20 protein-coding genes are annotated in these 20,876 nt (G+C 72.3%); 13 read left to right on the top strand and 7 right to left on the bottom strand.

Annotated features, from left to right (window positions below):
* Window positions 1-165: 165 nt before the first annotated feature.
* From K7G61_RS04335 to hutI, 3 genes are all read left to right on the top strand, one after another.
* On the top strand, window positions 166-1,362 hold the full coding sequence (locus K7G61_RS04335; protein WP_225845249.1) for an allantoate amidohydrolase: 1,197 nt from the start codon (window positions 166-168) through the stop codon (window positions 1,360-1,362).
* Complete coding sequence (locus K7G61_RS04330; RefSeq protein ID WP_225845248.1) at window positions 1,353-2,696, top strand: formimidoylglutamate deiminase; 1,344 nt, start codon at window positions 1,353-1,355, stop codon at window positions 2,694-2,696. Before K7G61_RS04335 ends, K7G61_RS04330 begins: the two co-directional genes overlap by 10 nt.
* 83 nt (window positions 2,697-2,779) lie before the next feature.
* Window positions 2,780-3,991, top strand: coding sequence for an imidazolonepropionase (gene hutI / locus K7G61_RS04325; protein ID WP_225845247.1), 1,212 nt, complete (start codon window positions 2,780-2,782; stop codon window positions 3,989-3,991).
* A gap of 48 nt (window positions 3,992-4,039) precedes the next feature.
* Here the strand turns inward: hutI and K7G61_RS04320 are convergent, their stop codons facing one another.
* On the bottom strand, window positions 4,040-4,891 hold the full coding sequence (locus K7G61_RS04320) for an RNA polymerase sigma factor SigF (RefSeq protein ID WP_225845246.1): 852 nt from the start codon (window positions 4,889-4,891) through the stop codon (window positions 4,040-4,042).
* A gap of 168 nt (window positions 4,892-5,059) precedes the next feature.
* On the opposite strand from K7G61_RS04320, the gene K7G61_RS04315 reads away from it, so the two are divergent.
* Window positions 5,060-5,428 carry an STAS domain-containing protein gene (locus tag K7G61_RS04315; RefSeq protein ID WP_225845245.1) on the top strand — a complete coding sequence of 123 codons (369 nt, stop codon included), beginning with the start codon at window positions 5,060-5,062 and terminating at the stop codon, window positions 5,426-5,428.
* A gap of 185 nt (window positions 5,429-5,613) precedes the next feature.
* The gene (locus K7G61_RS04310) at window positions 5,614-6,111 is read left to right on the top strand and encodes an ATP-binding protein (protein ID WP_225845244.1); all 498 of its coding nucleotides are present in this window, start codon (window positions 5,614-5,616) and stop codon (window positions 6,109-6,111) included.
* A gap of 37 nt (window positions 6,112-6,148) precedes the next feature.
* Here K7G61_RS04310 and K7G61_RS04305 read toward each other — a convergent pair whose 3' ends face one another.
* Window positions 6,149-7,669, bottom strand: a complete 1,521-nt coding sequence (locus K7G61_RS04305; protein WP_225845243.1) for a PLP-dependent aminotransferase family protein — start codon at window positions 7,667-7,669, stop codon at window positions 6,149-6,151.
* A gap of 47 nt (window positions 7,670-7,716) precedes the next feature.
* Here K7G61_RS04305 and K7G61_RS04300 point away from each other — a divergent pair, with 47 nt between their 5' ends.
* The gene (locus tag K7G61_RS04300; RefSeq protein WP_263983888.1) at window positions 7,717-8,256 is read left to right on the top strand and encodes a carboxymuconolactone decarboxylase family protein; all 540 of its coding nucleotides are present in this window, start codon (window positions 7,717-7,719) and stop codon (window positions 8,254-8,256) included.
* Between the two features lie 60 nt (window positions 8,257-8,316).
* On the opposite strand, the gene K7G61_RS04295 is transcribed toward K7G61_RS04300, so the two are convergent.
* Entirely contained in the window at window positions 8,317-9,849 is a 1,533-nt protein-coding gene (locus tag K7G61_RS04295) for a peptide MFS transporter (protein ID WP_225845242.1), read from the bottom strand.
* A gap of 178 nt (window positions 9,850-10,027) precedes the next feature.
* Between K7G61_RS04295 and K7G61_RS04290 the strand changes: the two genes are divergently transcribed.
* Both K7G61_RS04290 and K7G61_RS04285 read left to right on the top strand, forming a co-directional pair.
* Window positions 10,028-10,702: a response regulator transcription factor gene (locus K7G61_RS04290; protein ID WP_225845241.1), complete on the top strand. Its 675-nt coding sequence runs from the start codon at window positions 10,028-10,030 to the stop codon at window positions 10,700-10,702.
* A gap of 12 nt (window positions 10,703-10,714) precedes the next feature.
* Window positions 10,715-11,983: an ATP-binding protein gene (locus tag K7G61_RS04285; RefSeq protein WP_225845240.1), complete on the top strand. Its 1,269-nt coding sequence runs from the start codon at window positions 10,715-10,717 to the stop codon at window positions 11,981-11,983.
* 23 nt (window positions 11,984-12,006) lie between these two features.
* Here K7G61_RS04285 and K7G61_RS04280 read toward each other — a convergent pair whose 3' ends face one another.
* Complete coding sequence (locus K7G61_RS04280; RefSeq protein WP_225845239.1) at window positions 12,007-12,543, bottom strand: GtrA family protein; 537 nt, start codon at window positions 12,541-12,543, stop codon at window positions 12,007-12,009.
* 238 nt (window positions 12,544-12,781) lie between these two features.
* Between K7G61_RS04280 and K7G61_RS04275 the strand changes: the two genes are divergently transcribed.
* From K7G61_RS04275 to K7G61_RS04265, 3 genes are all read left to right on the top strand, one after another.
* Entirely contained in the window at window positions 12,782-13,921 is a 1,140-nt protein-coding gene (locus tag K7G61_RS04275; RefSeq protein ID WP_225845238.1) for a 5-(carboxyamino)imidazole ribonucleotide synthase, read from the top strand.
* Entirely contained in the window at window positions 13,914-14,447 is a 534-nt protein-coding gene (purE, locus tag K7G61_RS04270) for a 5-(carboxyamino)imidazole ribonucleotide mutase (RefSeq protein WP_225845237.1), read from the top strand. Before K7G61_RS04275 ends, purE begins: the two co-directional genes overlap by 8 nt.
* Before the next feature lie 119 nt (window positions 14,448-14,566).
* The gene (locus tag K7G61_RS04265) at window positions 14,567-15,760 is read left to right on the top strand and encodes a dipeptidase (protein ID WP_225845236.1); all 1,194 of its coding nucleotides are present in this window, start codon (window positions 14,567-14,569) and stop codon (window positions 15,758-15,760) included.
* 5 nt (window positions 15,761-15,765) lie between these two features.
* Here K7G61_RS04265 and K7G61_RS04260 read toward each other — a convergent pair whose 3' ends face one another.
* Entirely contained in the window at window positions 15,766-16,131 is a 366-nt protein-coding gene (locus K7G61_RS04260; RefSeq protein ID WP_225845235.1) for a VOC family protein, read from the bottom strand.
* 119 nt (window positions 16,132-16,250) lie between these two features.
* Here K7G61_RS04260 and K7G61_RS04255 point away from each other — a divergent pair, with 119 nt between their 5' ends.
* Window positions 16,251-16,826 carry a CGNR zinc finger domain-containing protein gene (locus K7G61_RS04255; RefSeq protein ID WP_225845234.1) on the top strand — a complete coding sequence of 192 codons (576 nt, stop codon included), beginning with the start codon at window positions 16,251-16,253 and terminating at the stop codon, window positions 16,824-16,826.
* Window positions 16,827-16,828: 2 nt separating this feature from the next.
* Here the strand turns inward: K7G61_RS04255 and K7G61_RS04250 are convergent, their stop codons facing one another.
* Both K7G61_RS04250 and K7G61_RS04245 read right to left on the bottom strand, forming a co-directional pair.
* A complete protein-coding gene (locus K7G61_RS04250; RefSeq protein ID WP_225845233.1) occupies window positions 16,829-17,692 on the bottom strand; it encodes a hypothetical protein in 864 nt (287 codons plus the stop codon).
* Between the two features lie 300 nt (window positions 17,693-17,992).
* Window positions 17,993-19,333 carry a UDP-glucose/GDP-mannose dehydrogenase family protein gene (locus tag K7G61_RS04245; RefSeq protein ID WP_225845232.1) on the bottom strand — a complete coding sequence of 447 codons (1,341 nt, stop codon included), beginning with the start codon at window positions 19,331-19,333 and terminating at the stop codon, window positions 17,993-17,995.
* Between the two features lie 98 nt (window positions 19,334-19,431).
* Here K7G61_RS04245 and K7G61_RS04240 point away from each other — a divergent pair, with 98 nt between their 5' ends.
* Entirely contained in the window at window positions 19,432-20,829 is a 1,398-nt protein-coding gene (locus K7G61_RS04240; RefSeq protein ID WP_225845231.1) for an LCP family protein, read from the top strand.
* The last annotated feature ends 47 nt before the right edge of the window (window positions 20,830-20,876 follow it).

The raw sequence follows: 20,876 nt of genomic DNA, 5'->3' as shown, positions 1-20,876 counted from the left end.
TCCGGCCCGGCGGGGGAGTCGGGCCTCGGATCGCGCGTGGGGGCGTCCGGCCCGGGAGAGCCCGGTCCGGCGGGGGCGTCCGTATCGGCGGCGTCCGTATCGGCGGCGTCCGAATCGGCTTCCGGTCCCGCGCGCGCCGAGGGCGGCCACGCCGCTTTCCAGCGCATGTGGCGCGATTTCCTCCCGCTCGGCCGGCACTCCGCGACCGGTGGCTACCGCCGTTACGCCTGGACCGGGGCCGACGCCGAGTGCCGCGAATGGTTCCGGGCCGAGGCCGGGGCCCGCGGGCTGGCCTACGAGGTGGACCGCAACGGCAACCAGTGGGCCTGGCTCGGCGATCCCTCGGGGCGGGACGCCGTGGTCACCGGGTCGCATCTGGACTCGGTGCCCGACGGCGGCGCCTTCGACGGTCCGCTCGGCGTCGTCTCCTCCTTCGCCGCGCTCGACGAACTGCGGGCCCGGGGTGCCGCCCCGCGCAAGCCGCTGGCCGTGGTGAACTTCGGCGACGAGGAGGGCGCCAGGTTCGGACTCGCCTGCGCCGGCTCCCGGCTGACGGCGGGCCAACTCGACCCCGACCGCGCCCGCGCCCTTCGCGACGCCGACGGCGTGACCCTCGCCCGGGCCATGGAGCACGCCGGCCACGACCCCGAGGCCATCGGTGCCGACCCCGAACGCCTCGCCCGGATCGGCGCCTTCGTCGAACTGCACGTGGAACAGGGCCGCGCCCTCGACCTGGCCGGCCGCCCGGTCGGGGTGGCCTCCGCCATCTGGCCGCACGGCCGCTGGCGCTTCGACTTCCGGGGCGAGGCCAACCACGCGGGCACCACCCGCCTGGAGGACCGCCGCGACCCCATGCTCACCTACGCCACCACCGTGCTCGCCGCGCGCAAGAAGGCCCGGCTGGCCGGTGCGCTGGCCACCTTCGGCAAGGTCCGCGTCGAACCCAACGGCGTCAACGCCATCGCCTCCGTGGTCCGCGGCTGGCTCGACTCGCGCGCCGCCGACGAGGCCGTCCTCACCGAAGTCGTCGCCGCCATCAAACAGGCCGCCCGGGAACGCGGCGCCCGCGACGGCGTCGACGTCACCGTCACCAGGGAGTCCTTCACCCCGGTGGTCGAGTTCGCGCACGACCTGCGCGACCGGATCGCCGCCCTGGCCGGCGCGGACCGCCCGGTGCCGGTCCTGCCCACGGGAGCGGGACACGACGCCGGAATCCTGTCCGCGGCCGTGCCGACCGCCATGCTGTTCGTACGCAATCCCACCGGCGTCTCGCACTCCCCGGCGGAATCGGCGGCCGAGGACGACTGCCTCGCCGGGGTGACCGCGCTCGCCGACGTACTGGAAGGTCTCGCGTGCAGTTGACCTACTGGCTGGAGCACGCCTGGCTCGGCACCCACGTCGAGCCGGACGTCGTCCTGACCGTCGCCGACGGCCGGATCACCGCGGTCCGCACCGGCGCCGCCGGCCCGCCCCCGGGCGCGACCGCGCTGCGCGGCCTCACCCTGCCGGGCCTGGCCAACGCCCACAGCCACGCCTTCCACCGGGCGCTGCGCGGCACCGTCCAGGTCGGCTCCGGCACCTTCTGGACCTGGCGCGACATCATGTACTCCGTCGCCTTCCACCTCACCCCCGATTCGTATTTCGACCTCGCCCGAGCCGTCTACGCCGAGATGGCACTGGCCGGCATCACCTGCGTCGGCGAGTTCCACTACCTGCACCACCAGATCGACGGCACCCCGTACGAGAACCCCAACGCCATGGGCGAGGCGCTGATCGCCGCCGCGGGCGAGGCGGGCATCCGCATCACCCTGCTCGACACCGCCTACCTGCACGGCGGCCTGATCCGCGGCGGCTACCGGCCGCTGGAGGGCGCCCAGGTGCGGTTCGGCGACGGCACCGCCGACCGCTGGTACGACCGGTGGTCCCGGCTCAAAGGCGGTGAGACGGTCAGGATCGGCGCCGCCCTGCACTCGGTGCGGGCCTTCTCCGACCGGGACAGCTACGCCACCTTCCGGCACCGCACCCAGGACGTGCCCACCCACGTCCACCTGTCCGAGCAGCCCGCCGAGAACGAGGCCTGCGTCGCGGTGCACGGCCGCACCCCCGCCCGCCTGCTCGCCGACTCCGGCTTCTGGGGCCGCGGCACCACCGCCGTGCACGCCACGCACCTCACCGGGGAGGACATCGCGCTGCTCGGCGGCGCGGGAGCCACCGTCTGCGTGTGTCCCACCACCGAGCGGGACCTCGCCGACGGCATCGGTCCTGCGCCCCAACTGCGCCGGGCCGGATCGCCGTTGAGCCTGGGCAGCGACAGCCACGCGGTGATCGACCTGCTGGAGGAGGCGCGCGCCCTGGAACTCGACGAGCGGCTGCGCAGCCGCGTGCGCGGCCACTGGACGGCGTCCCAACTGCTGCGGGCCGCTTCCGAGGACGGCCACGCCTGCCTCGGCTGGCCCGACGCGGGCCGGCTGGAGACGGGCGCGCTCGCCGACTTCACCACGATCGCGCTGGACTCGGTGCGCACCGCGGGCCCCGTGCCGCGGCTGGGCGCCGAGACCGCCGTATTCGCCGCGACAGCGGCGGACGTCCGGCACACCGTGGTCGGCGGCCGGCAGATCGTCCGGGACGGACAGCACCTGCTGGTCGACGACGTGCCCGCCGCCCTGGCCAGGGCGATCGCCGCGACCCGCGGCTGATCCCGGCCGGACGCGGCCCCCTGACGGCCCGCCGGCCGGCCGGCCGGGCGACCCCAGCGACCACAGGCAGGAGAGACCCGGCCATGACGGCCAGCACGCTCATCACCAACATCAGCAGTCTGGTCACCAACGATCCCTCCCTCTCCGGCTCCGGCGGCGGCCCCGGTGACCCCCGCGATCGACTCGGCCTGATCCAGGACGCGGCTGTCGTCGTCGACGGCCACCGCATCGCCTGGGTCGGTGTCTCCAGCAAAGCACCCCCCACTGACAATCGCGTCGACGCGGCGGGCCGGGCCATGCTGCCGGGCTTCGTGGACTCCCACTCCCACCTGGTCTTCGCCGGTGACCGCACCGCCGAGTTCGCCGCCCGCATGGCCGGCCGGGCCTACAGCGCCGGCGGCATCCGCACGACGGTCGCCGCCACCCGCGCCGCCACCGACGCGGAACTGTCCGCGAACGTCGCCCGGTTCACCGCCGAGGCGCTCCGGCAGGGCACCACCACTCTTGAGACCAAGTCCGGCTACGGCCTGACGACCCATGACGAGGCCCGCGCCGTGCGGATCGCCGCCGAGCACACCGACGAGGTCACCTATCTGGGAGCCCACGTCGTCGCCCCCGAGTTCGCCGACACCGACGACGCGGCGGGCTACGTGGACCTGGTCACCGGGGAGATGCTGGACGCCTGCGCCCCGTACGCCCGCTGGATCGACGTCTTCTGCGAACGGGGGGCCTTCGACGGCGACCAGGCCCGTGCCGTGCTCGGCGCCGGGCTCGCGCGCGGCCTGACCCCGCGTGTCCACGCCAATCAGCTCACCTTCGGCCCCGGCGTCCAACTGGCCGTCGAGCTCGGCGCGGCCTCCGCCGACCACTGCACCCACCTCAGCGATCAGGACGTGGACGCGCTGGCGAACGCCCCCGACACGGTCGCCACCCTGCTGCCGGGCGCGGAGTTCTCCACCCGCGCCGCCTATCCCGACGCCCGCCGCCTGCTCGACGCCGGCGCCACCGTCGCGCTGTCCACCGACTGCAACCCGGGCTCGTCGTTCACCACCGCGATGCCCTTCTGCATCGCCGTCGCCGTCCGCGAGATGGGGATGACCCCGGACGAGGCCGTCCACGCCGCGACATACGGCGGCGCGCGCGCCCTGCGCCGTACCGACATCGGTACGATCACCCCGGGCGCGCGCGCCGACCTGCTGCTCCTGGACGCCCCGAGCCACGTCCACCTCGCCTACCGTCCCGGTGTGCCCCTCACGGCCGCGGTGTGGAAGGCGGGACGGCTCGTGACCCACTGACCACCGCCGGGCCCACGGGGGTCGCCGGGCCCCCGGACGGGCGCGACGTCACTCCTCGACCAGCAGCCCCCGGCGCAGCCGCGACAGGGTGCGGCTGAGCAGCCGCGACACGTGCATCTGGGAGATCCCCAGCTCCTCGCCGATCTCCGACTGGGTGAGATTCCCCACGAAGCGCAGCGACAGGATCTGCCGGTCGCGCGCCGGCAGCTCGGCGATCAGCGGTTTCAGTGACTCGACGTACTCGACGCCTTCCAGATCGTGGTCCTCGTACCCGATCCGGTCGGCCAGCGCGCCCTCCGGATCGTCCTCGGCGGGCTGGGCGTCCAGTGAGCTGGCGGTGTAGGCATTGCTCGCCGCCATGCCCTCGACGACCTCCTCCTCGGGAAGGTTCAGCCGTTCGGCCAGCTCGCGCACGGTCGGCGTACGGTCCAGCCGCTGGGCCAGCTCGTCACCGGCCTTCGCCAGGTCCAGGCGCAGCTCCTGCAGACGGCGCGGCACCCGCACCGACCACGAGGTGTCCCGGAAGAATCGTTTGATCTCACCCACGATCGTGGGCATCGCGAAGGTCGGGAACTCCACCTCGCGGCTCAGCTCGAACCGGTCGATCGCCTTGATCAGGCCGATCGTGCCGACCTGGATGATGTCCTCCATCGGCTCGCTGCGGGAGCGGAACCGGGAGGCCGCGAACTTCACCAGCGCCAGGTTCAGCTCGACCAGCGTGTTGCGGACGTAGCTGTATTCGGCGGTGCCTTCCTCCAGCGTCCCCAGGCGGGCGAAGAGCGTCTTGGAGAGCGCTCGCGCGTCCACGGGTCCGATCTCGTCGTACGGGGGGATTTCCGGGAGCCCCTCAAGACCCTCAAGTCGTTCCCGCTCATGATCCAGCCCGAGCCGGGGTGTCATGTGCTCATCCCTCTCTGCGGCGGTTGGCTGTGCCGATGCCGTCACTCCACCCCTACCCCTTCCGGAGCCGCCGCCGCAAGTCGTGGCATATTCGGCAGCGGCTACCGTCGGGGCACCGATTCGGCGTAAGGTCAGGTCCGCGTGACCTGCGATCTTAAAAGGAGTGCTATGGACCGCGAAGCGGTGGGCGCGGCCGACCTGGGACGGCTGCGCGTCGAGGTCAGTCGGCACGGCCGCTCCGCGGTGTTCACCCCGACCGGGGAGCTGGACCACCACACGGCCGACGTACTGGCGCAACCGCTGAACGAGGCGGTGGACGCCGGTGTGACCCGACTGGTGATCGACTGCGCGGGGCTGGAGTTCTGCGACTCCACCGGTCTCAACGTGCTGCTCAGCGCCAGGCTGCGGGTGGAGGAGCTCGGCGGCGGTGTGCATCTGGCCGCCATGCGGCCGTCCGTCGCGCGGGTCTTCGAGATCACCGGGGCCAACGCGGTGTTCACTGTTCACGACACACTCGACCGGGCGCTTCACGAATAGTCCGGCCACGGGGGGACGGGGGTACGTGCGGTGAGTGAAGTGGACCCGGCTCCGCGATGTTTCGTGGGAATCGGGACGTGTTCCCGGAGATCGACCGGGCAGGAGACAGTCGGACCCCAGCTGGTAGGGCCGCAGGCCACCGGGCCCCAGCCGGAGAAGTGTGAGATCCGTGAGGTGAGGCCCTGATGAGCACCACCCGGCCCTTCGCCGCGGACGACCGTGGCCCGGACTCGGGCGACGCGGACGGCGGATCAGGCGTGGACGCGCGGGAGAACGACATGGTGCGCCGACTGCTGCTCTCCGGCGAGAGCGGGATCGTGCCGCGCGCCCGCGACTTCACCCGGCAGGCGCTGCGGGACTGGGGCTGGCTGCCGGCCTCCACCGCGGACCGGCGCGCGGCCGCGGAGGACGTGCTGCTGGTGGTCTCCGAGCTCGTCACCAACGCCTGCCTCCACGCGGGCGGCCCCGAGGAGCTGCGGCTGCGGCGGGAGCCCAGGGCACTGCGGATGGAGGTCGTGGACGGCGGCTCCGGCGATCCGGCGCCCCGTACCCCGCACCGGGCCGGCCGCCCCGGCGGCCACGGCATGTTCATCGTCCAGCGGCTCTGCCTGGACTGGGGCGTCATCCGCAACGGCGACCGCCCCGGCAAGACGGTCTGGGCCGAAATGGCGGCCCCCTCCTGAGGACGCCGATCCGCCCGCGGCCGCGCCGCTCCACGGCTCATCCGTGTCCGAGCGTGCGCACCAGGGCGTCGAGGGCGGCGGGGTACGAGCCCTCGCCGGGGGTGCCGTAGCCGATGATCAGACCTTGGGGGTGGTGGGGCGACGGCTCGTGCCAGTGGTCGGCGAGCGTGCCGAGCGCCAGGCCCAGCCCCGCGGCACGGCGCCGGACATCCTCCTCCCGCACACCGGGCGGCAGGCCGACGAGGGCGTGCAGGCCTGCCGCGATGCCGCCGGCCCGGTACGGACCGGTCAGCCGCGAGACCAGCAGGTCGCGGCGGCGCCGGTAGCGCAGCCGGGAGGTCCGGACATGACGGTCGTAGCCGTGGCCGGCGATCAGCTCCGCGAGGGCGAGCTGCGCCACCGCGCCGGTGTGGAAGTCGCTGTACAGCTTCGCCTCGGCGACGGGTTCGACCAGGCGCGGGGGCAGCACCATCCAGCCCAGCCGCAGGGCGGGGCCCAGGGTCTTGGAAGCGGTGCCCAGGTAGGCCACGTGGTCCGGCGCCATGCCCTGGAGGGCGCCGACCGGCTGGCGGTCGTAACGGAACTCGCCGTCGTAGTCGTCCTCGATCACCAGACCGCCGCTCGCCCTGGCCCACGCGGTGAGCGCCTGACGGCGGGCCGGGTGCAGGGTCACGCCGGTCGGGTACTGATGGGCCGGGGTCACCACGACCGCGTCGGCCTGCGGGAACGTGCCGAGCAGATCGGTGCGCGCCCCCAAGCCGTCGGTGGGCAGCGGTACCACCTCGCCGCCATTCCTGCGCACCACCTCGCGGTGGAAGGGCAGGCCGGGATCCTCCATGGCCACCACGCCCGCTGCGACCCGCACCAGCAGGGCGAGCCCCTGGACGTAGCCGGTCGTCACCACGATCCGCTCGGGCTCGGCGAAGACGCCCCGGGTACGGCCCAGGTACTCCGCGAGAACCCGGCGCAGCTCGATCCGGCCGCGCGGGTCGCCGTAGTCGTACGCGGCGGACGGCACCGAGCCCAGCGCCCGGCGGGTCGCGCGCAGCCAGGCCGAGGTGGGGAAGGACGTGACGTCCGGGCTGCCGGGCCGCAGGTCGAACCGCGGCGGCGCGGCGGCACCCGACGCCGGCGCGGGTCCGGCTGCTGTCTCGCGGCCGGCGGGTGCTGCCGAGCGCGCGGCGACCACGGTGCCCGAGCCCCGGCGGGCGGCGAGGTAGCCCTCCGCGGTGAGCTGGTCGTACGCCGCCTTCACGGTGCCACGGGACAGGCCGGTCTCGACGGCCAGCCGGCGGCTGGAGGGCAGGCGGCTGCCCGGCGCGAGCCGACCGCTGCGGACGGCGTCCCGCAGGGCCCGCTCCAGGGCGGCCCGCCGGCCGCCTGATCCCGGCCCGACCCGCAGATCGAGGTGCAGGTCGACATCGCCGGCGCCGGACGCGGCTCGGCTTCCGGTCGGCGCCCGTTCGGGGCCGCCCCTCCGAGAGGGGCCGTCCTGACGCGGTCGGCCGCCCGCGTTCCCGGGGGCGTCGTCGGGAGAAGTGGGCCAGGAATCGTGCATGGAACTGGATCTTATCCGCGATCCACTCCGGCCGTAGGTTGGCCGTCATGAGCACTGAGACAGCCCAGAACCCCGCCGAGAACAGCGCCTCCGCCTCCGAACACGCCTCCGCCTCCGCTCCCGCCCGTGCCGCAGCGCCCGTCGTACCGCCGGTTCGCTTGGCCGTGGACAAGCTGGCCCCGCACATCAACCGGGCCATGAACGCACTGGACGCCGCTTCCCGCGAGACGGTCCTGGAAGGCTCGCTGCTGGAACTGGTCCGCGCCCGCGCCTCCCAGCTCAACGGCTGCGCCTACTGCGTGGACTCCCACACCGCCGACGCGCGGGCGGCGGGCGAGACCGAGCGGCGGCTGTACGCGCTGCCGGTGTGGCGCGAGACGCCGTTCTTCACCGGCCGCGAGCGTGCCGCGCTGGAGCTGACGGAAGCGGCCACCAGGCTGACCGACGGCCACGTGGACGACGAGGTGTTCGCCCGCGCGGCCGCCGAGTTCGACGACCGGGAACTGGCCGAGCTGATCTGGACGATCACCGTGATCAACGCGTGGAACCGGCTCGGCGCCGTGGCCCGCCCGTGGCCGCTCGCCTGAGCGGTCCCGCTCGGGGCGCCGCCGCCGGGCGCGGGCCCGACGGCCGCCCCCCCGCGCCGGTCAGCGCACCTCGCCCATCAGGGCTATGACCCGCCTGCGGTACATCCACACGGCACAGCCGGCCAGGCAGGCCAGCGCCGCCTCCACGGCGACCACACCCGTGACGTTGAGGTCCACGCCCGCCAGGGACAGCAGGCTGGTGGTGCAGTCCCCGGCGGTCACCGCCAGGAACCAGACGCCCATCATCTGGCTGCCGTACTTGGCGGGCGCCATCTTCGTGGTGACCGACAGACCCACCGGCGACAGGCACAGCTCACCGACCGTCTGCACCAGGTACACGCCCACCAGCCACATCGGACTCACCCTGGTGCCGCCGGAGGCCATGGCCATCGGCACCACGAACAGGAAGAAGGACGCGCCGACAAGGAACAGGCCCATCGCGAACTTCACGGTGGTGCTCGGCTCCTTGCCGCGCCGGGACAGCCACAGCCAGATCCATGCCATGACCGGGGCCAGCGCCATCACCCACAGCGGGTTCACCGACTGGTACCACGACGAGGGAAACCCGATGCCGAACAGCGTCCCGGAGGCCTTCGCGTCGCCGAATATCGACATCGTCGAGCCGCCCTGGTCGTAGATCATCCAGAAGACGGCGGCCGCGACGAAGAACCAGATGTATCCGCTGATCTTCGACTGCTCGGCGGCGCTCAGCTCCTTGTCGCTCTTGATGCGCACCAGCACACCCACGGGGATGACCAGCCCGACCACGGTGATCGGCACCAGCGCCCAGTTCAGGGTGTACGCCCCGCTCAGCACCACGACCGCGTAGAAGGCGGTGGCGGCGGCCAGCCAGAGCAGGCCCTTGCGCAGGGCGCCGGCGCGCTCCTGCCGGGTCAGGGGCTCGGGCACCAGGTCGCTGCGCGGGCTCAGGTGCCGCGTGCCCAGCAGGAACTGGATCAGGCCCAGTCCCATGCCGATCGCGGCCAGAGCGAACCCCAGGTGCCAGCTGTAGTTCTGGCCGACGGTACCGATCACCAGCGGCGCGGCGAAGGCGCCGATGTTGATGCCCATGTAGAAGACGGTGAAGCCGCCGTCGCGCCTCGGGTCGTCCGGGCCTTCGTAGAGGTGGCCGACCATCGTGGAGATGTTGGCCTTGAGCAGCCCGGAGCCCAGAGCGACCAGCCCCAGGCCGGCGAAGAACGGACCCTCGCCGGGCAGCGCCAGCGTCAGGTGGCCGGTCATGATGACCAGCGCCGCTGCCGTGACCGTCCTGCGCGGGCCCCAGACCCGGTCGCCGAACCAGCCGCCGGGCATCGTCAGCAGGTAGACCATGGCCATGTAGATGGAGTAGATGGCCGTCGCGGTGGCCGCGGTCATCGCCAGGCCGCCGCTTTGCGCGCCCTTGCCGGCCGCGGGGCCGCCGGCGATGAGGTACAGCGGGAGCAGGGCCCGCATGCCGTAGAAGCTGAAGCGCTCCCACATCTCGGTCATGAACAGTGTGGCCAGTCCGCGGGGGTGGCCGAGGAAGGTGCCGCCGGACGCGCGGCCGAAGGTGCGCGCGCCGACGTCTTTCGCCGTCAGGCTGGTCGCCATGGATGGTCCTTGCGCAGGAGGTCCCGGAGTCCGGGATCGGGCGTTTCATACTTTATGGCAGTTTGAGATGTGGTATAGACCCATTTAGGATCCCGCTCACACCCGTGCGCCCCTGACGCATCCGCACCTGCCCGCACCACCCCGTCGGGGTCGGTCGGCGCGGACTACCATCAAGCCCATGACCCGCGTACTTCTCGCCGAGGACGACGCATCCATCTCGGAACCACTCGCGCGCGCCTTGCGCCGTGAGGGTTACGAGGTCGAGGTGCGCGAGGACGGACCCACCGCTTTGGAGGCCGCGCTCCTGGCCGCGGTCGACCTGGTGGTGCTGGATCTGGGCCTGCCCGGCATGGACGGCCTCGACGTGTGCCGCCGGATCCGCACCGAGGGCCACACCTTCCCGGTGCTGGTGCTGACCGCCCGCGCCGACGAGGTCGACACGGTCGTCGGTCTGGACGCCGGCGCGGACGACTACGTCACCAAGCCGTTCCGTCTCGCCGAACTTCTCGCGCGGGTCCGCGCCCTGCTGCGGCGCGGCACCACCGAACCCGCCCAGCCCTCCACTCACGGCGTGCGGATCGACGTCGAGTCGCACCGCGCGTGGATGGGTGACGACGAACTCCAGCTCACCGCGAAGGAGTTCGACCTGCTGCGGGTGCTGGTACGCGACGCCGGCCGGGTGGTCACCCGCGAGCAGCTGATGCGCGAGGTCTGGGACACCACCTGGTGGTCGTCCACCAAGACCCTGGACATGCACATCTCCTGGTTGCGCAAGAAACTTGGCGACGATGCCGCGAACCCCCGTTTCATCTCGACCGTCCGCGGCGTCGGCTTCCGGTTCGAGAAGAACTGACCCGCCCCCTCCATGCGCCGCCGCCTGATCTCCTCCACGCTGGCCGTGGTCCTCGTGGTCATCGCGGTCTTCGGGCTCTCGCTGGTGGTCGTGGAGACCAGGACCATCCAGAGCAGCGCGCGCGACGGCGTGCAGTCCGAGGCGGTCCGGCTGGTCGGCATCGTGGAGAACCGCATCCGGGCCGGTGAGCCGGTGGACGCCAAAGGGCTGGACCGGCAGGTCGCCGAGAACCGCTACGCGGTGGTCCACGTCCCCGGCCGCCCCGTGGTGAACCTCGGGGCACGGCCGCACGGCGGGGTCATCTCCGCGACGCAGAACGGTGACCACGGGGAGTCGGTCACCGTGGAGGAGGCGCGCTCCACCGTCAGCGGGGAGATCGGCCGGACCCTGCTGGTGATCCTCGCGGTGGCGCTGCTCGCCGTCCTGGCGGCGGTCGCCCTGGCCGTACGCCAGGCCCGGCGGCTGGCCAGCCCGCTCACGGATCTCGCCGAGACCGCCGAACGCCTCGGCTCCGGCGACCCCCGGCCCCGGCACCGCCGCTACGGCGTGCCGGAGCTCGACCGCATCGCCGACGTCCTCGACGCCAGCGCCGAGCGGATCGGCCGGATGCTGACCGCCGAGCGGCGGCTCGCCGCGGACGCCTCCCACCAACTGCGCACCCCGCTGACCGCGCTCTCGATGCGGCTTGAGGAGATCGTGGCCACGGCCGAGGATCAGGACGCCGTCAAGGAGGAGGCCACCATCGCGCTCGGGCAGGTCGAGCGGCTGACCGACGTCGTCCAGCGGCTGCTGACCAACTCCCGCGACCCCCGGACGGGGTCCGCCGTCGACTTCGACCTCGATGAAGTGATCAAGCAGCAGGTGGAGGAGTGGCGGCCCGCCTACCAGGCGGAAGGCCGCTCCGTGGTGCTGTCCGGCGCCCGGCGGCTGCGGGCGGTGGGCACTCCAGGGGCGGTGGCCCAGGTGCTGGCCACCCTCATCGAGAATTCCCTGATGCACGGCGCCGGCACCGTCACCCTCCACACCCGTGTCACCGGCAACCAGGCGGTGGTCGAGGTCACCGACAACGGGCCGGGGGTGCCGCCGGACCTCGGGCCGCGGGTGTTCGAGCGCACCGTCAGCGGACGCAACTCCACCGGGCTCGGCCTCGCGGTGGCTCGCGACCTCGCCGAGGCCGACGGAGGGCGACTGGAGCTCCTCCAGCACCGGCCGCCGGTCTTCGCGCTCTTCCTCGCCCAGGAGATTCCGCCACAGCCGCCCCGGGAGAAGGTCATCAGTTGACCGCCGCGCCGGACCGGCGGGCCTCAGCTCCGGTGGACGCCGGCGCGCTTGCCCTTCCTCGTCTCCACCTCGCGGCCTTCCTTGCCTCCGGCCAGGAAGGCCTCCGCCTGCTCGACCGCTGACCTCGCGGGCAGTGCCCGGAAGACCCAGGTCCGGTAGGACCAGAAGCGGAACAGGGTGGCCACCCCGATGCCGACGAACTTGAAGACGTTGCTCTGCAGCCGGCTGTCCCAGTGGAAGCCGTAGGTGGCCGCGTAGAGGACGCCGTTCTCGATCACCAGGCCGACCGCGCTGAAGAGCAGGAAGAGGCTCAGCTCCTTCGCCCGGCGCGCCTTGTCCCGGTCCCGGTAGGTGAAGTAGCGGAAGCCCACGTAGTTGAAGGCGATGGACACCAAGGTGGCCAGGATGCTGGCGCGCACGGTCTGCAGGCCGGTGTGCTGGCGCAGCAGGTTGAACACACCGATGTTCACCACGACACCCGCGCCGCCCACCGCGCCGAACTTGGCGAGTTCCCGATACATCAGGCTCAGCTGGGAACGCAGGGTGCGCAGTCCGCTCATGGTGGTCGTTCGGCCCTGTCTGTAGGGGATCGGGCGCCGAGTGGAGTCCGGTGGCCCGGTGTCCCGCCTGCCGGCTCGGTGTGTTCCACCTCATGCTAACCATGCGGGCGGAACAAGCCGTCACCGAGCGCGTCGTTCGGGTGGTCGTACGGCTGCCTGTGCGACGGATACCCTGGTAGGGCCATTTCCCCGGGGACCCGTCCCCGCGAACCCCCTGTACCACCGGCAGGAACTCGACGTGACATTTCCCGTAGTCGGCATCGTCGGCGGCGGCCAGCTCGCCCGAATGACCCATGAGGCGGGCATTCCGCTCGGCATCCGGTTCAAGGTTCTCAGCGACACCCCGCAGGACTCCGCAGCCCAGGTCGTGTCCGACGTCACCGTCGGCGACTACCGCGACCTGGAGACGCTGCGGTCCTTCGCCGCCGGCTGCGACGTGATCACCTTCGATCACGAGCACGTGCCGACCGAACATCTGCGCGCCCTGGAGGCGGACGGGATCACCGTACGGCCCGGACCGGACGCTCTGGTGCACGCCCAGGACAAGGGCGTCATGCGCGCCCGGCTGGCCGAGATCGGGGCGCCCTGCCCGCGCAACCGGATCGTGGCCTCGCCCGCCGACGTCGCCGCCTTCGCCGCGGAGACCGGCGGCTTCCCGGTGGTGCTGAAGACCGTGCGCGGCGGTTACGACGGCAAGGGCGTGTGGATCGCCCGCTCGGCGGCGGACGCCGAGGAGCCGTTCCGCGCCGGGGTGCCGGTGCTGGCCGAGGAGAAGGTCGATTTCGTGCGGGAGCTGGCCGCGAACGTCGTGCGCTCCCCGCACGGGCAGGCCGTGGCCTACCCAGTGGTGGAATCGCTTCAGGTGGACGGCGTGTGCGACACCGTGGTCGCGCCGGCGCCCGGGCTGTCCGACCAGTTGTCCGCGCAGGCCCAGGGGCTCGCCCTGACCATCGCCGGCGAGCTTGGCGTGGTGGGACACCTCGCGGTGGAGCTGTTCGAGACCGCGGACGGGCGGATCCTGGTCAACGAACTGGCGATGCGCCCCCACAACAGCGGCCACTGGACCATGGACGGCGCGGTCACCTCGCAGTTCGCCAACCACCTGCGGGCGGTGCTGAACCTGCCGCTGGGCGACCCGCGCCCGCGCGCCCGCTGGACCGTGATGGCCAACGTACTCGGCGGCGACTACCCCGACATGTACGCGGGCTACCTGCACTGCATGGCGCGCGATCCCGGCCTGAAGATCCACATGTACGGCAAGGACGTGAAGCCGGGCCGCAAGGTCGGCCATGTCAACACCTACGGCGACGACCTGGCGGACGTGCGCGAGCGCGCGCGCCACGCGGCCGACTACCTGCGAGGAACGATCGATGAGTAACGCCCCCCAGCCCCTGGTCGGCATCGTCATGGGGTCCGACTCCGACTGGCCCGTGATGGAAGCCGCGGCCGGGGCCCTGGCGGAGTTCTCCGTTCCGTACGAGGTCGACGTCGTCTCGGCCCACCGCATGCCCCGCGAGATGATCGAGTACGGGGAGCAGGCGGACGAGCGGGGCCTGCGGGTGCTGATCGCGGGCGCGGGAGGGGCCGCGCACCTGCCGGGGATGCTGGCCTCGGTGACCCCGCTGCCGGTCATCGGGGTGCCGGTGCCCTTGAAGTATCTGGACGGCATGGACTCGCTCCTTTCGATCGTGCAGATGCCGGCGGGAGTGCCGGTGGCGACCGTCTCCGTGGCCGGCGCCCGCAATGCCGGGCTGCTGGCCGTGCGGATGCTGGCCGCGCACGACCCCGAACTGCGGGCACGCATGCGGGAGTTCCAGCAGTCGCTCAACGAGCAGGCCACGGAGAAGGGGAAGCGGCTGCGGTCCAAGGTCGCCGGGACCGCGGGCTTCGGATTCGGAAAGTAGCATCCGGCGGGGACACGGCCGCGGAAGTTATCCACAGGACCGGTACCGGCAGGATCGGTGACCGGGGTTTTCCACAGGCCCTAATCGCGAGTCGGCGCCGACTCCATAGAGTGTTCGACATGGAACCGCTGAACCGCGCTCGCGAGCTGCTCGCCGCCCACCCGGTCGTGGACGGGCACAACGACCTGCCGTGGGCCCTGCGCAAACAGGTCGACTACGACCTCGACCGGCTCGACATCGCCACCGACCAGCGCGTTCGCACGCACACCGATATCCCGCGGCTGCGCGCGGGCGGTGTGGGAGCGCAGTTCTGGTCGGTGTACGTGTCCACCGAGTTGGCCGGGCCGGCGGCCGTCGCCGCCACCCTCGAACAGGTCGACGTCGTCCATCGGATGACCGAGCGTTACTCCCGGGACCTCATGCCGGCGGTCACCGCCGACGAGATGGAGACGGCCCGGGAGCAGGGACGGATCGCCTCGCTCATGGGTGCGGAGGGCGGCCACTCCATCGACTGCTCACTGGGCGTGCTGCGCGGTCTGTACGACCTCGGGGTGCGGTACATGACGCTCACGCACAACGACAACACCCCGTGGGCGGACTCCGCTACCGACACCCCCGCGGCCGGCGGGCTGACCGCGTTCGGCGAGGAGGTGGTCCGCGAGATGAACCGTCTCGGCATGCTGGTCGACCTCTCGCACGTCTCGCCGGACACCATGCGCGACGCGCTGCGGGTGGCCGAGGCCCCGGTGCTCTTCTCCCATTCCTCCGCGCGCGCGGTCTGCGACCACCCGCGCAACGTCCCGGACGACGTACTCGCGTCGCTGCCCGGCAACGGCGGGGTGGCCATGGCCACCTTCGTGCCGAAGTTCATCCTCCCGGCGGCCATCGAGTGGACGCTGCGGGCCGACGACAACATGCGCGCCCACGGTCTGCACCCGCTTGACACCACGCCGGAGGGCATGGCGGTGCAGCGCGACTTCGAGGCCCGCGAGCCGCGCCCGCGCGCGACGGTGAGCACGGTGGCCGACCATCTGGACCACATGCGGGAGGTCGCCGGGATCGACCACGTCGGGATAGGCGGTGACTTCGACGGGACCGCGTTCACCCCGGACGGCCTGTCCGATGTCGCCGGCTATCCCAACCTCGTGGCCGAGCTCATCACCCGTGGCTGGTCGGACGCCGACCTGGCCAAGCTGACCTGGCAGAACGCGGTGCGAGTGCTGCGGGACGCCGAGCAAGCGGCGATACGCATACGGGCACGCCGAGGGCCGTCCACGGCGCGGATCGCGGACCTCGACGCCCCGCCCGCTTAGCCGGGTCAGCAGGCGCAGAGGCAGAAGGGGTGGCCGGCCGGGTCGGCGTAGACGCGCCAGTTGCGGGCGCCGTCGAGATCCCCTTCCAGCAGGGTGGCGCCGAGTTCGAGGACGCGCTTCTCGGCGGCGTCCATCTCGGCGCGGGGCACGGCGATGTCGAGGTGGAACTGCTGGGGCCGCTCCGGGTTCGGCCAGGCGGGGGCGCGGTGGTCGGACGCGAGCTGGAAGGAGAGCCGCTGGCCGTCGCGGTTGAGGTCGATCCAGGTGTCGTCCTCGGCCTCGATGGTGCCTCCGACGAGTTCCGCGTAGAAGGAGGCCAGGGCCCGCGGGTCGGGACAGTCCAGGACGACGGCGCCGAGTGTGCCGATCATGTCGATTCCTTTCGTCGGAGTCGAGGCGATGCAGCAGGAGGTGGTCATCAGTTACCGGTGCTTTGCGTCAAGCGGTAACGGTTACTTCATGATGGGGGGATTTGGGTAACGTAGCAAGGGTGGAGCAGCCCGGAATTCGCGATCCCGCACCGGAAGAGCTGCGGCTGGTGCAGGACCTGGTCAACACCGTGGACCTGGAGGGCGGCAGCGACGAGCTGCGGTCACCTGCCGGCTTGAGCCGCTGGATGAGCGGGCGCGGCCTGGAGGTGGGTCGCGGGGAACTGGGTCCGGCCGACTTGGCGGAGGCGCTGGCGCTGCGCGAGGCGCTGCGGGAGGTGTGCCTGGCGCACTCCGGGGTGGATATGCCGACGGCGACGCTGGAGCGGCTCAGCGGCCTGCTGGCGCGCGGTCCGCTGCGGCTGGACATCGACGCCGAGGGCGTTGCCCGGATCCGCCCGGGGCAGGGGCTGACCGGCGTGCCCGCGCTCATCGCGGCGACGGCGGCCGCGGTGGCGCAGGCAACCGTGGAAGGCACCTGGCCGCGTCTGAAGGCGTGCGCCTCGGACACCTGCCGCTGGGTGTACTACGACCGCAGCCCGGCCGGTCGCGGCCGTTGGTGCACGATGGCGATCTGCGGCAGCCGGGCCAAGATGCGCACGTACCGGAAGAACAAGACGGCGCGGGTCCCGGACTGACGTCAGGCGCCGGCCCTGCGGCTCTCCGCGGCGAGCCGTCCCACCGCGAGGGCGATCAGCGCGGCCAGAGCCAGGCTGACCGGTCCGGTGCCCCAGCCGAGGCCGCCACGGGAGCGGTCGACGCCCATCCAGTCGGCGAACGAGGCACCGAGGGGACGGGTCAGGACGTACGCCCACCAGAAGGAGGTCACGGGGTCGAGGCCGAGCAGGCGGGCCAGGGCGGGCACGGCGATGAGGGCGGCGAACAGCATGCCGGAGGAGAAGTAGCCGAGGTGGAGGGTGGTCGCGGTCAGGTCGCCGGCCGCGGTGCCCAGGGCGAAGGTGGTGAGCACGGTTGCCCAGTAGAACCGCTCGCGGCGCGGCGTGCCGATGGTATGGATCGACAAGGTTCCCTCGCTGCGCCGCCAGACGGCCAGGACGGCGATGAGGAGGAGGAAGAAGAAGGCGGTGGAGACGGCGTACGGGACCCCCGCGATCACGTGGATGACGTCGGCCGCCATGGTGCCGAAGACGCTGACCATGACGACCGCGAGCCAGTAGATCCAAGGCGAGTGGCGGTCGGAACGCAACTGCCACCGCAGGGCCAGGACGAGGCCGATGAGGCCGACGAGTCCGGCTACGGCGGGGTTGACGGTGTGGCCGAGGAAGTCCGAGGTGGTCTCGCCCATGCCGGTGGTGAGCACCTTGGTCACCCAGAAGCCGACGGTGATCCGTACCGGCACTTTGGACAGCGCCTGGCCGGCGGCCGAGGCGCGCCGGTGACGGGTCGGCGCGGGCGTCCCGGGCGGCGCGGTGGGGGCGCTCGGGTCCCCGGTCGCCGGCCGCGGTGCTGGATCGGTCGTGCTCCCGTATCCGGTCTGCTCCATCGTGTCGTGCCGCCCCTTCCGGCGCGCGGGGCGCCGCCTCACCACATTGACTACAGGACTGTAGACGGAGCGGAGGGGTGGCGTTCGACGCGAAGGCCCCGCATGACCAGAGCTTTGCGAGGTGTGGTCGCGGCGTTTACCCGAGCCCCGGTCCCGGCCGCGGGCCGGTCCTGGCCCCGGAGTCGGCACCGTCTCGGCGGCACCGGTCGCCCCACGGCGGCACCAGCACCCGCACCGGTGCCGGTCACCGGTACCGGTGACCGCGAGACGGGGGATCGGGGCGCGGAGCGCGGGGGCGGGTCAGGCGGTGGGGCGGCCCATCGCGCGGTAGGTCCAGCCCGCTTTGCGCCACAGGGCGGGATCGAGCGCGTTGCGCCCGTCCAGGATGCTCTGCCTGCGGGCGACCTCGGCCAGGGCCGCCGGGTCGAGGTCGCGGAACTCGCGCCACTCGGTCAGGTGGAGGACTATGTCGGCACCGCGGACCGCCTCAAGGGCGGACGGCGCGTATCCGAGGGTCGGGAACAGACGCCTGGCGTTGTCCATGCCCTTGGGGTCGTAGACGGTGACCTGGCCGCCCTGGAGCTGGATCTGGCCGGCCACGTTGAGGGCGGGGGAGTCGCGTACGTCGTCGGAGTCCGGCTTGAAGGTCGCGCCCAGGACGGCGATGCGCTGCCCCAGGAACCCGCCGCCCACCGCCTCGCGCGCCATCTCGACCATGTGGGTGCGGCGCCGCATGTTGACCGAATCGACCTCGCGCAGGAAGGTCAGCGCCTGGTCGGCACCCAGTTCGCCGGCCCGCGCCATGAAGGCCCTGATGTCCTTGGGCAGACAGCCGCCGCCGAAGCCGATCCCGGCGCGCAGGAACTTGCGGCCGATGCGGTCGTCGTGGCCGATTGCCTCGGCGAGCTTGGCCACGTCGCCGTCGGCCGCCTCGCAGACCTCGGCCATGGCGTTGATGAAGGAGATCTTGGTGGCCAGGAAGGCGTTGGCGGCCGTCTTGACCAGCTCGGCCGTCGGGTAGTCGGTCACCACGAACGGCGTGCCCTCCGCGAGGGGCGCCGCGTAGACCTCCCGGAGGAGCGATTCCGCCCGCTCGCTCCGGACACCGACCACGATCCGGTCCGGGCGCAGCGTGTCCTCCACCGCGAAGCCCTCGCGCAGGAACTCCGGGTTCCAGGCGAGTTCCGCGTCCTCGCCCGCGGGGGCCAGTTCCCGCAGCAAGGCGGCGAGCCGGGCCGCGCTGCCCACCGGCACGGTGGACTTGCCGACCACCAGGGCGGGCCGCCGCAGGTGCGGGGCGAGCCGGGCGAAGGCGCTGTCCACATGGCTCATGTCGCAGGCGTACTCACCCTGCTTCTGCGGCGTGTTGACGCACACGAAGTGCACGTCGCCGAACTCGGCCACCTCTTCCCAGGACGTCGTGAAGCGCAGCCGCCCACTGGACCCGGCGACCCCGGAGACGTGGCGGGCCAGCAACTCCTCCAGGCCCGGCTCGTAGATCGGGACCTCGCCCCGCGACAGCGCATCGATCTTGGCCGGGTCGATGTCCAGGCCGAGCACCTCGAACCCCAGCTCCGCCATGGCGGCAGCGTGGGTGGCACCGAGGTAGCCGGTGCCGATGACGGTGAGCTTCAGAGGCATGCGCCGAGCATAGTCCGTGCCGTGTGCCCCGAATCAGGGGTGGCGATCGAGTGGCGGGTCCACAATGCCTGCAGAGATCTGAGGGTGGGGGGTCGTACATGACGGGCGAGGCCGGTAGACGGACGGACGCGGACGCCGTACGCCCCGAGGACGGCGCGGCACCCGGGGCGGCGGACGCCCCCGTACCCGCGCAGGAGTCCGATCACCTCGACGACCTGCTGGCGGGCGGCGCGCCCGAGAGCGTACGCGGCGACGACGGACACGCGGACGACGAGCGTGCCGACGACGAGCGTGCCGACGACGAGCTCGGAGGCGGCCAAGGCGGCGGACGCGGCAGCGACGGGGACGGAGACGGGGACGGGGACGGTCAGGGCGACGGGGACGGCAGCGACAGAGACGGCCGGGGCGACGGGGGCGACGGTGTACCGGCCGGACCCGGGAAGCCGCGGGTGCCCGATCGGGCGGCGCGGCGGCGGCGCCGCGCCCGCCGGGTGCTGTACGCCGCGCTCGTCCTGCTCTGTACCGGAGTGCTGCTCGTCGTCGGCACCGCCTATTGGGCGTTCGAGCACTACACCGGCCGGGTCCAGCGCATCCCCGACGCCTTCCCGACCGGCGTGCCCCAGAGCGCGCTGCCGCCGCCGGCGAAGGGGGGCGAGACGTTTCTGCTGGTGGGACTCGACTCCCGTTCGGACCTGCCGACCACCGGAAAGGACGCCGCGGCCCCGGAATGGAAGCCGGGTGCCCAGCGCAGCGACACGATGATGCTGGTCCACCTGCCGGCCGATCACCAGCACGCCTACGTCGTCTCGTTGCCGCGCGACTCGTGGGTCGACGTTCCCGGCCACGGCATGGCCAAGCTCAACGCCGCCTTCTCCTGGGGCGGCCCGCCGCTGCTCATCGACACGGTCCAGCGGCTGACCCGGGTCCGCGTCGACCACCTCGCGGTCATCGACTGGAGCGGCTTCAAGAAGCTGACCGACGCGATCGGCGGCGTGGACCTCACCGTCGACAAGACCGTCCCCCGGCGCAACGGCCCCGGCGGCGTCTGGACCGCGGGCACCCACCACATGAACGGCTCCGAGGCCCTCGACTACGTGCGCGAGCGCTACGGCCTGCCGCGCGGCGACCTCGACCGGACCCACCGCCAGCAGAATTTCCTGCGTGCCGTGCTGTCCAAGACGCTCACCACGAGCACCTTCACCAACCCGCTCAAGCTCAAGCGCACCCTTGACCAGGTCACGTCGGTGGTGAGCGTGGACGACCGGCTGTCCAACGGCGATCTGCGCGACCTCGTCTGGAACATGCGCCATGTGCGCTCCTCCGACATGGTCTTCATGAACGCGCCCGTCGCCGGCTTCGACATGATCCGCAAGCAGTCGGTCGTACTCCTCGACCCCAACGGCACCTCCGCCATGTGGGAGGCCATGCGCAATGACGACATGGCGCGGTACGTGGCCACGAACACGCTGGACAAGCTGGGGTCGCGCGTCTCCTGACCGCGCTGAGCAGGACTGTTGAGGGGGCGTCAGCTCGTGCAGAGTGT

The organism is Streptomyces sp. HPF1205, assembly GCF_020400825.1.
Classification (GTDB): domain Bacteria; phylum Actinomycetota; class Actinomycetes; order Streptomycetales; family Streptomycetaceae; genus Actinacidiphila.
The sequence above is the reverse complement of the archived record's forward strand: the minus strand, read 5'-3'. Positions and strand labels throughout refer to the sequence as shown.

What these genes read in the sequence shown, in the direction of transcription:
- K7G61_RS04320 (WP_225845246.1), bottom strand. Translation starts at nt 4,891, where the DNA reads ATGACACCCCGGCTCGGGCTGGATCATGAGCGGGAACGACTTGAGGGT.
- K7G61_RS04260 (WP_225845235.1), bottom strand. Translation starts at nt 16,131, where the DNA reads ATGATCGGCACACTCGGCGCCGTCGTCCTGGACTGTCCCGACCCGCGG.
- purE (WP_225845237.1), top strand. Translation starts at nt 13,914, where the DNA reads ATGAGTAACGCCCCCCAGCCCCTGGTCGGCATCGTCATGGGGTCCGAC.
- K7G61_RS04300 (WP_263983888.1), top strand. Translation starts at nt 7,717, where the DNA reads ATGAGCACTGAGACAGCCCAGAACCCCGCCGAGAACAGCGCCTCCGCC.
- K7G61_RS04265 (WP_225845236.1), top strand. Translation starts at nt 14,567, where the DNA reads ATGGAACCGCTGAACCGCGCTCGCGAGCTGCTCGCCGCCCACCCGGTC.
- hutI (WP_225845247.1), top strand. Translation starts at nt 2,780, where the DNA reads ATGACGGCCAGCACGCTCATCACCAACATCAGCAGTCTGGTCACCAAC.
- K7G61_RS04285 (WP_225845240.1), top strand. Translation starts at nt 10,715, where the DNA reads ATGCGCCGCCGCCTGATCTCCTCCACGCTGGCCGTGGTCCTCGTGGTC.
- K7G61_RS04245 (WP_225845232.1), bottom strand. Translation starts at nt 19,333, where the DNA reads ATGCCTCTGAAGCTCACCGTCATCGGCACCGGCTACCTCGGTGCCACC.
- K7G61_RS04290 (WP_225845241.1), top strand. Translation starts at nt 10,028, where the DNA reads ATGACCCGCGTACTTCTCGCCGAGGACGACGCATCCATCTCGGAACCA.
- K7G61_RS04280 (WP_225845239.1), bottom strand. Translation starts at nt 12,543, where the DNA reads ATGAGCGGACTGCGCACCCTGCGTTCCCAGCTGAGCCTGATGTATCGG.
- K7G61_RS04295 (WP_225845242.1), bottom strand. Translation starts at nt 9,849, where the DNA reads ATGGCGACCAGCCTGACGGCGAAAGACGTCGGCGCGCGCACCTTCGGC.
- K7G61_RS04335 (WP_225845249.1), top strand. Translation starts at nt 166, where the DNA reads ATGTGGCGCGATTTCCTCCCGCTCGGCCGGCACTCCGCGACCGGTGGC.
- K7G61_RS04305 (WP_225845243.1), bottom strand. Translation starts at nt 7,669, where the DNA reads ATGCACGATTCCTGGCCCACTTCTCCCGACGACGCCCCCGGGAACGCG.
- K7G61_RS04240 (WP_225845231.1), top strand. Translation starts at nt 19,432, where the DNA reads ATGACGGGCGAGGCCGGTAGACGGACGGACGCGGACGCCGTACGCCCC.
- K7G61_RS04250 (WP_225845233.1), bottom strand. Translation starts at nt 17,692, where the DNA reads ATGGAGCAGACCGGATACGGGAGCACGACCGATCCAGCACCGCGGCCG.
- K7G61_RS04315 (WP_225845245.1), top strand. Translation starts at nt 5,060, where the DNA reads ATGGACCGCGAAGCGGTGGGCGCGGCCGACCTGGGACGGCTGCGCGTC.
- K7G61_RS04310 (WP_225845244.1), top strand. Translation starts at nt 5,614, where the DNA reads ATGAGCACCACCCGGCCCTTCGCCGCGGACGACCGTGGCCCGGACTCG.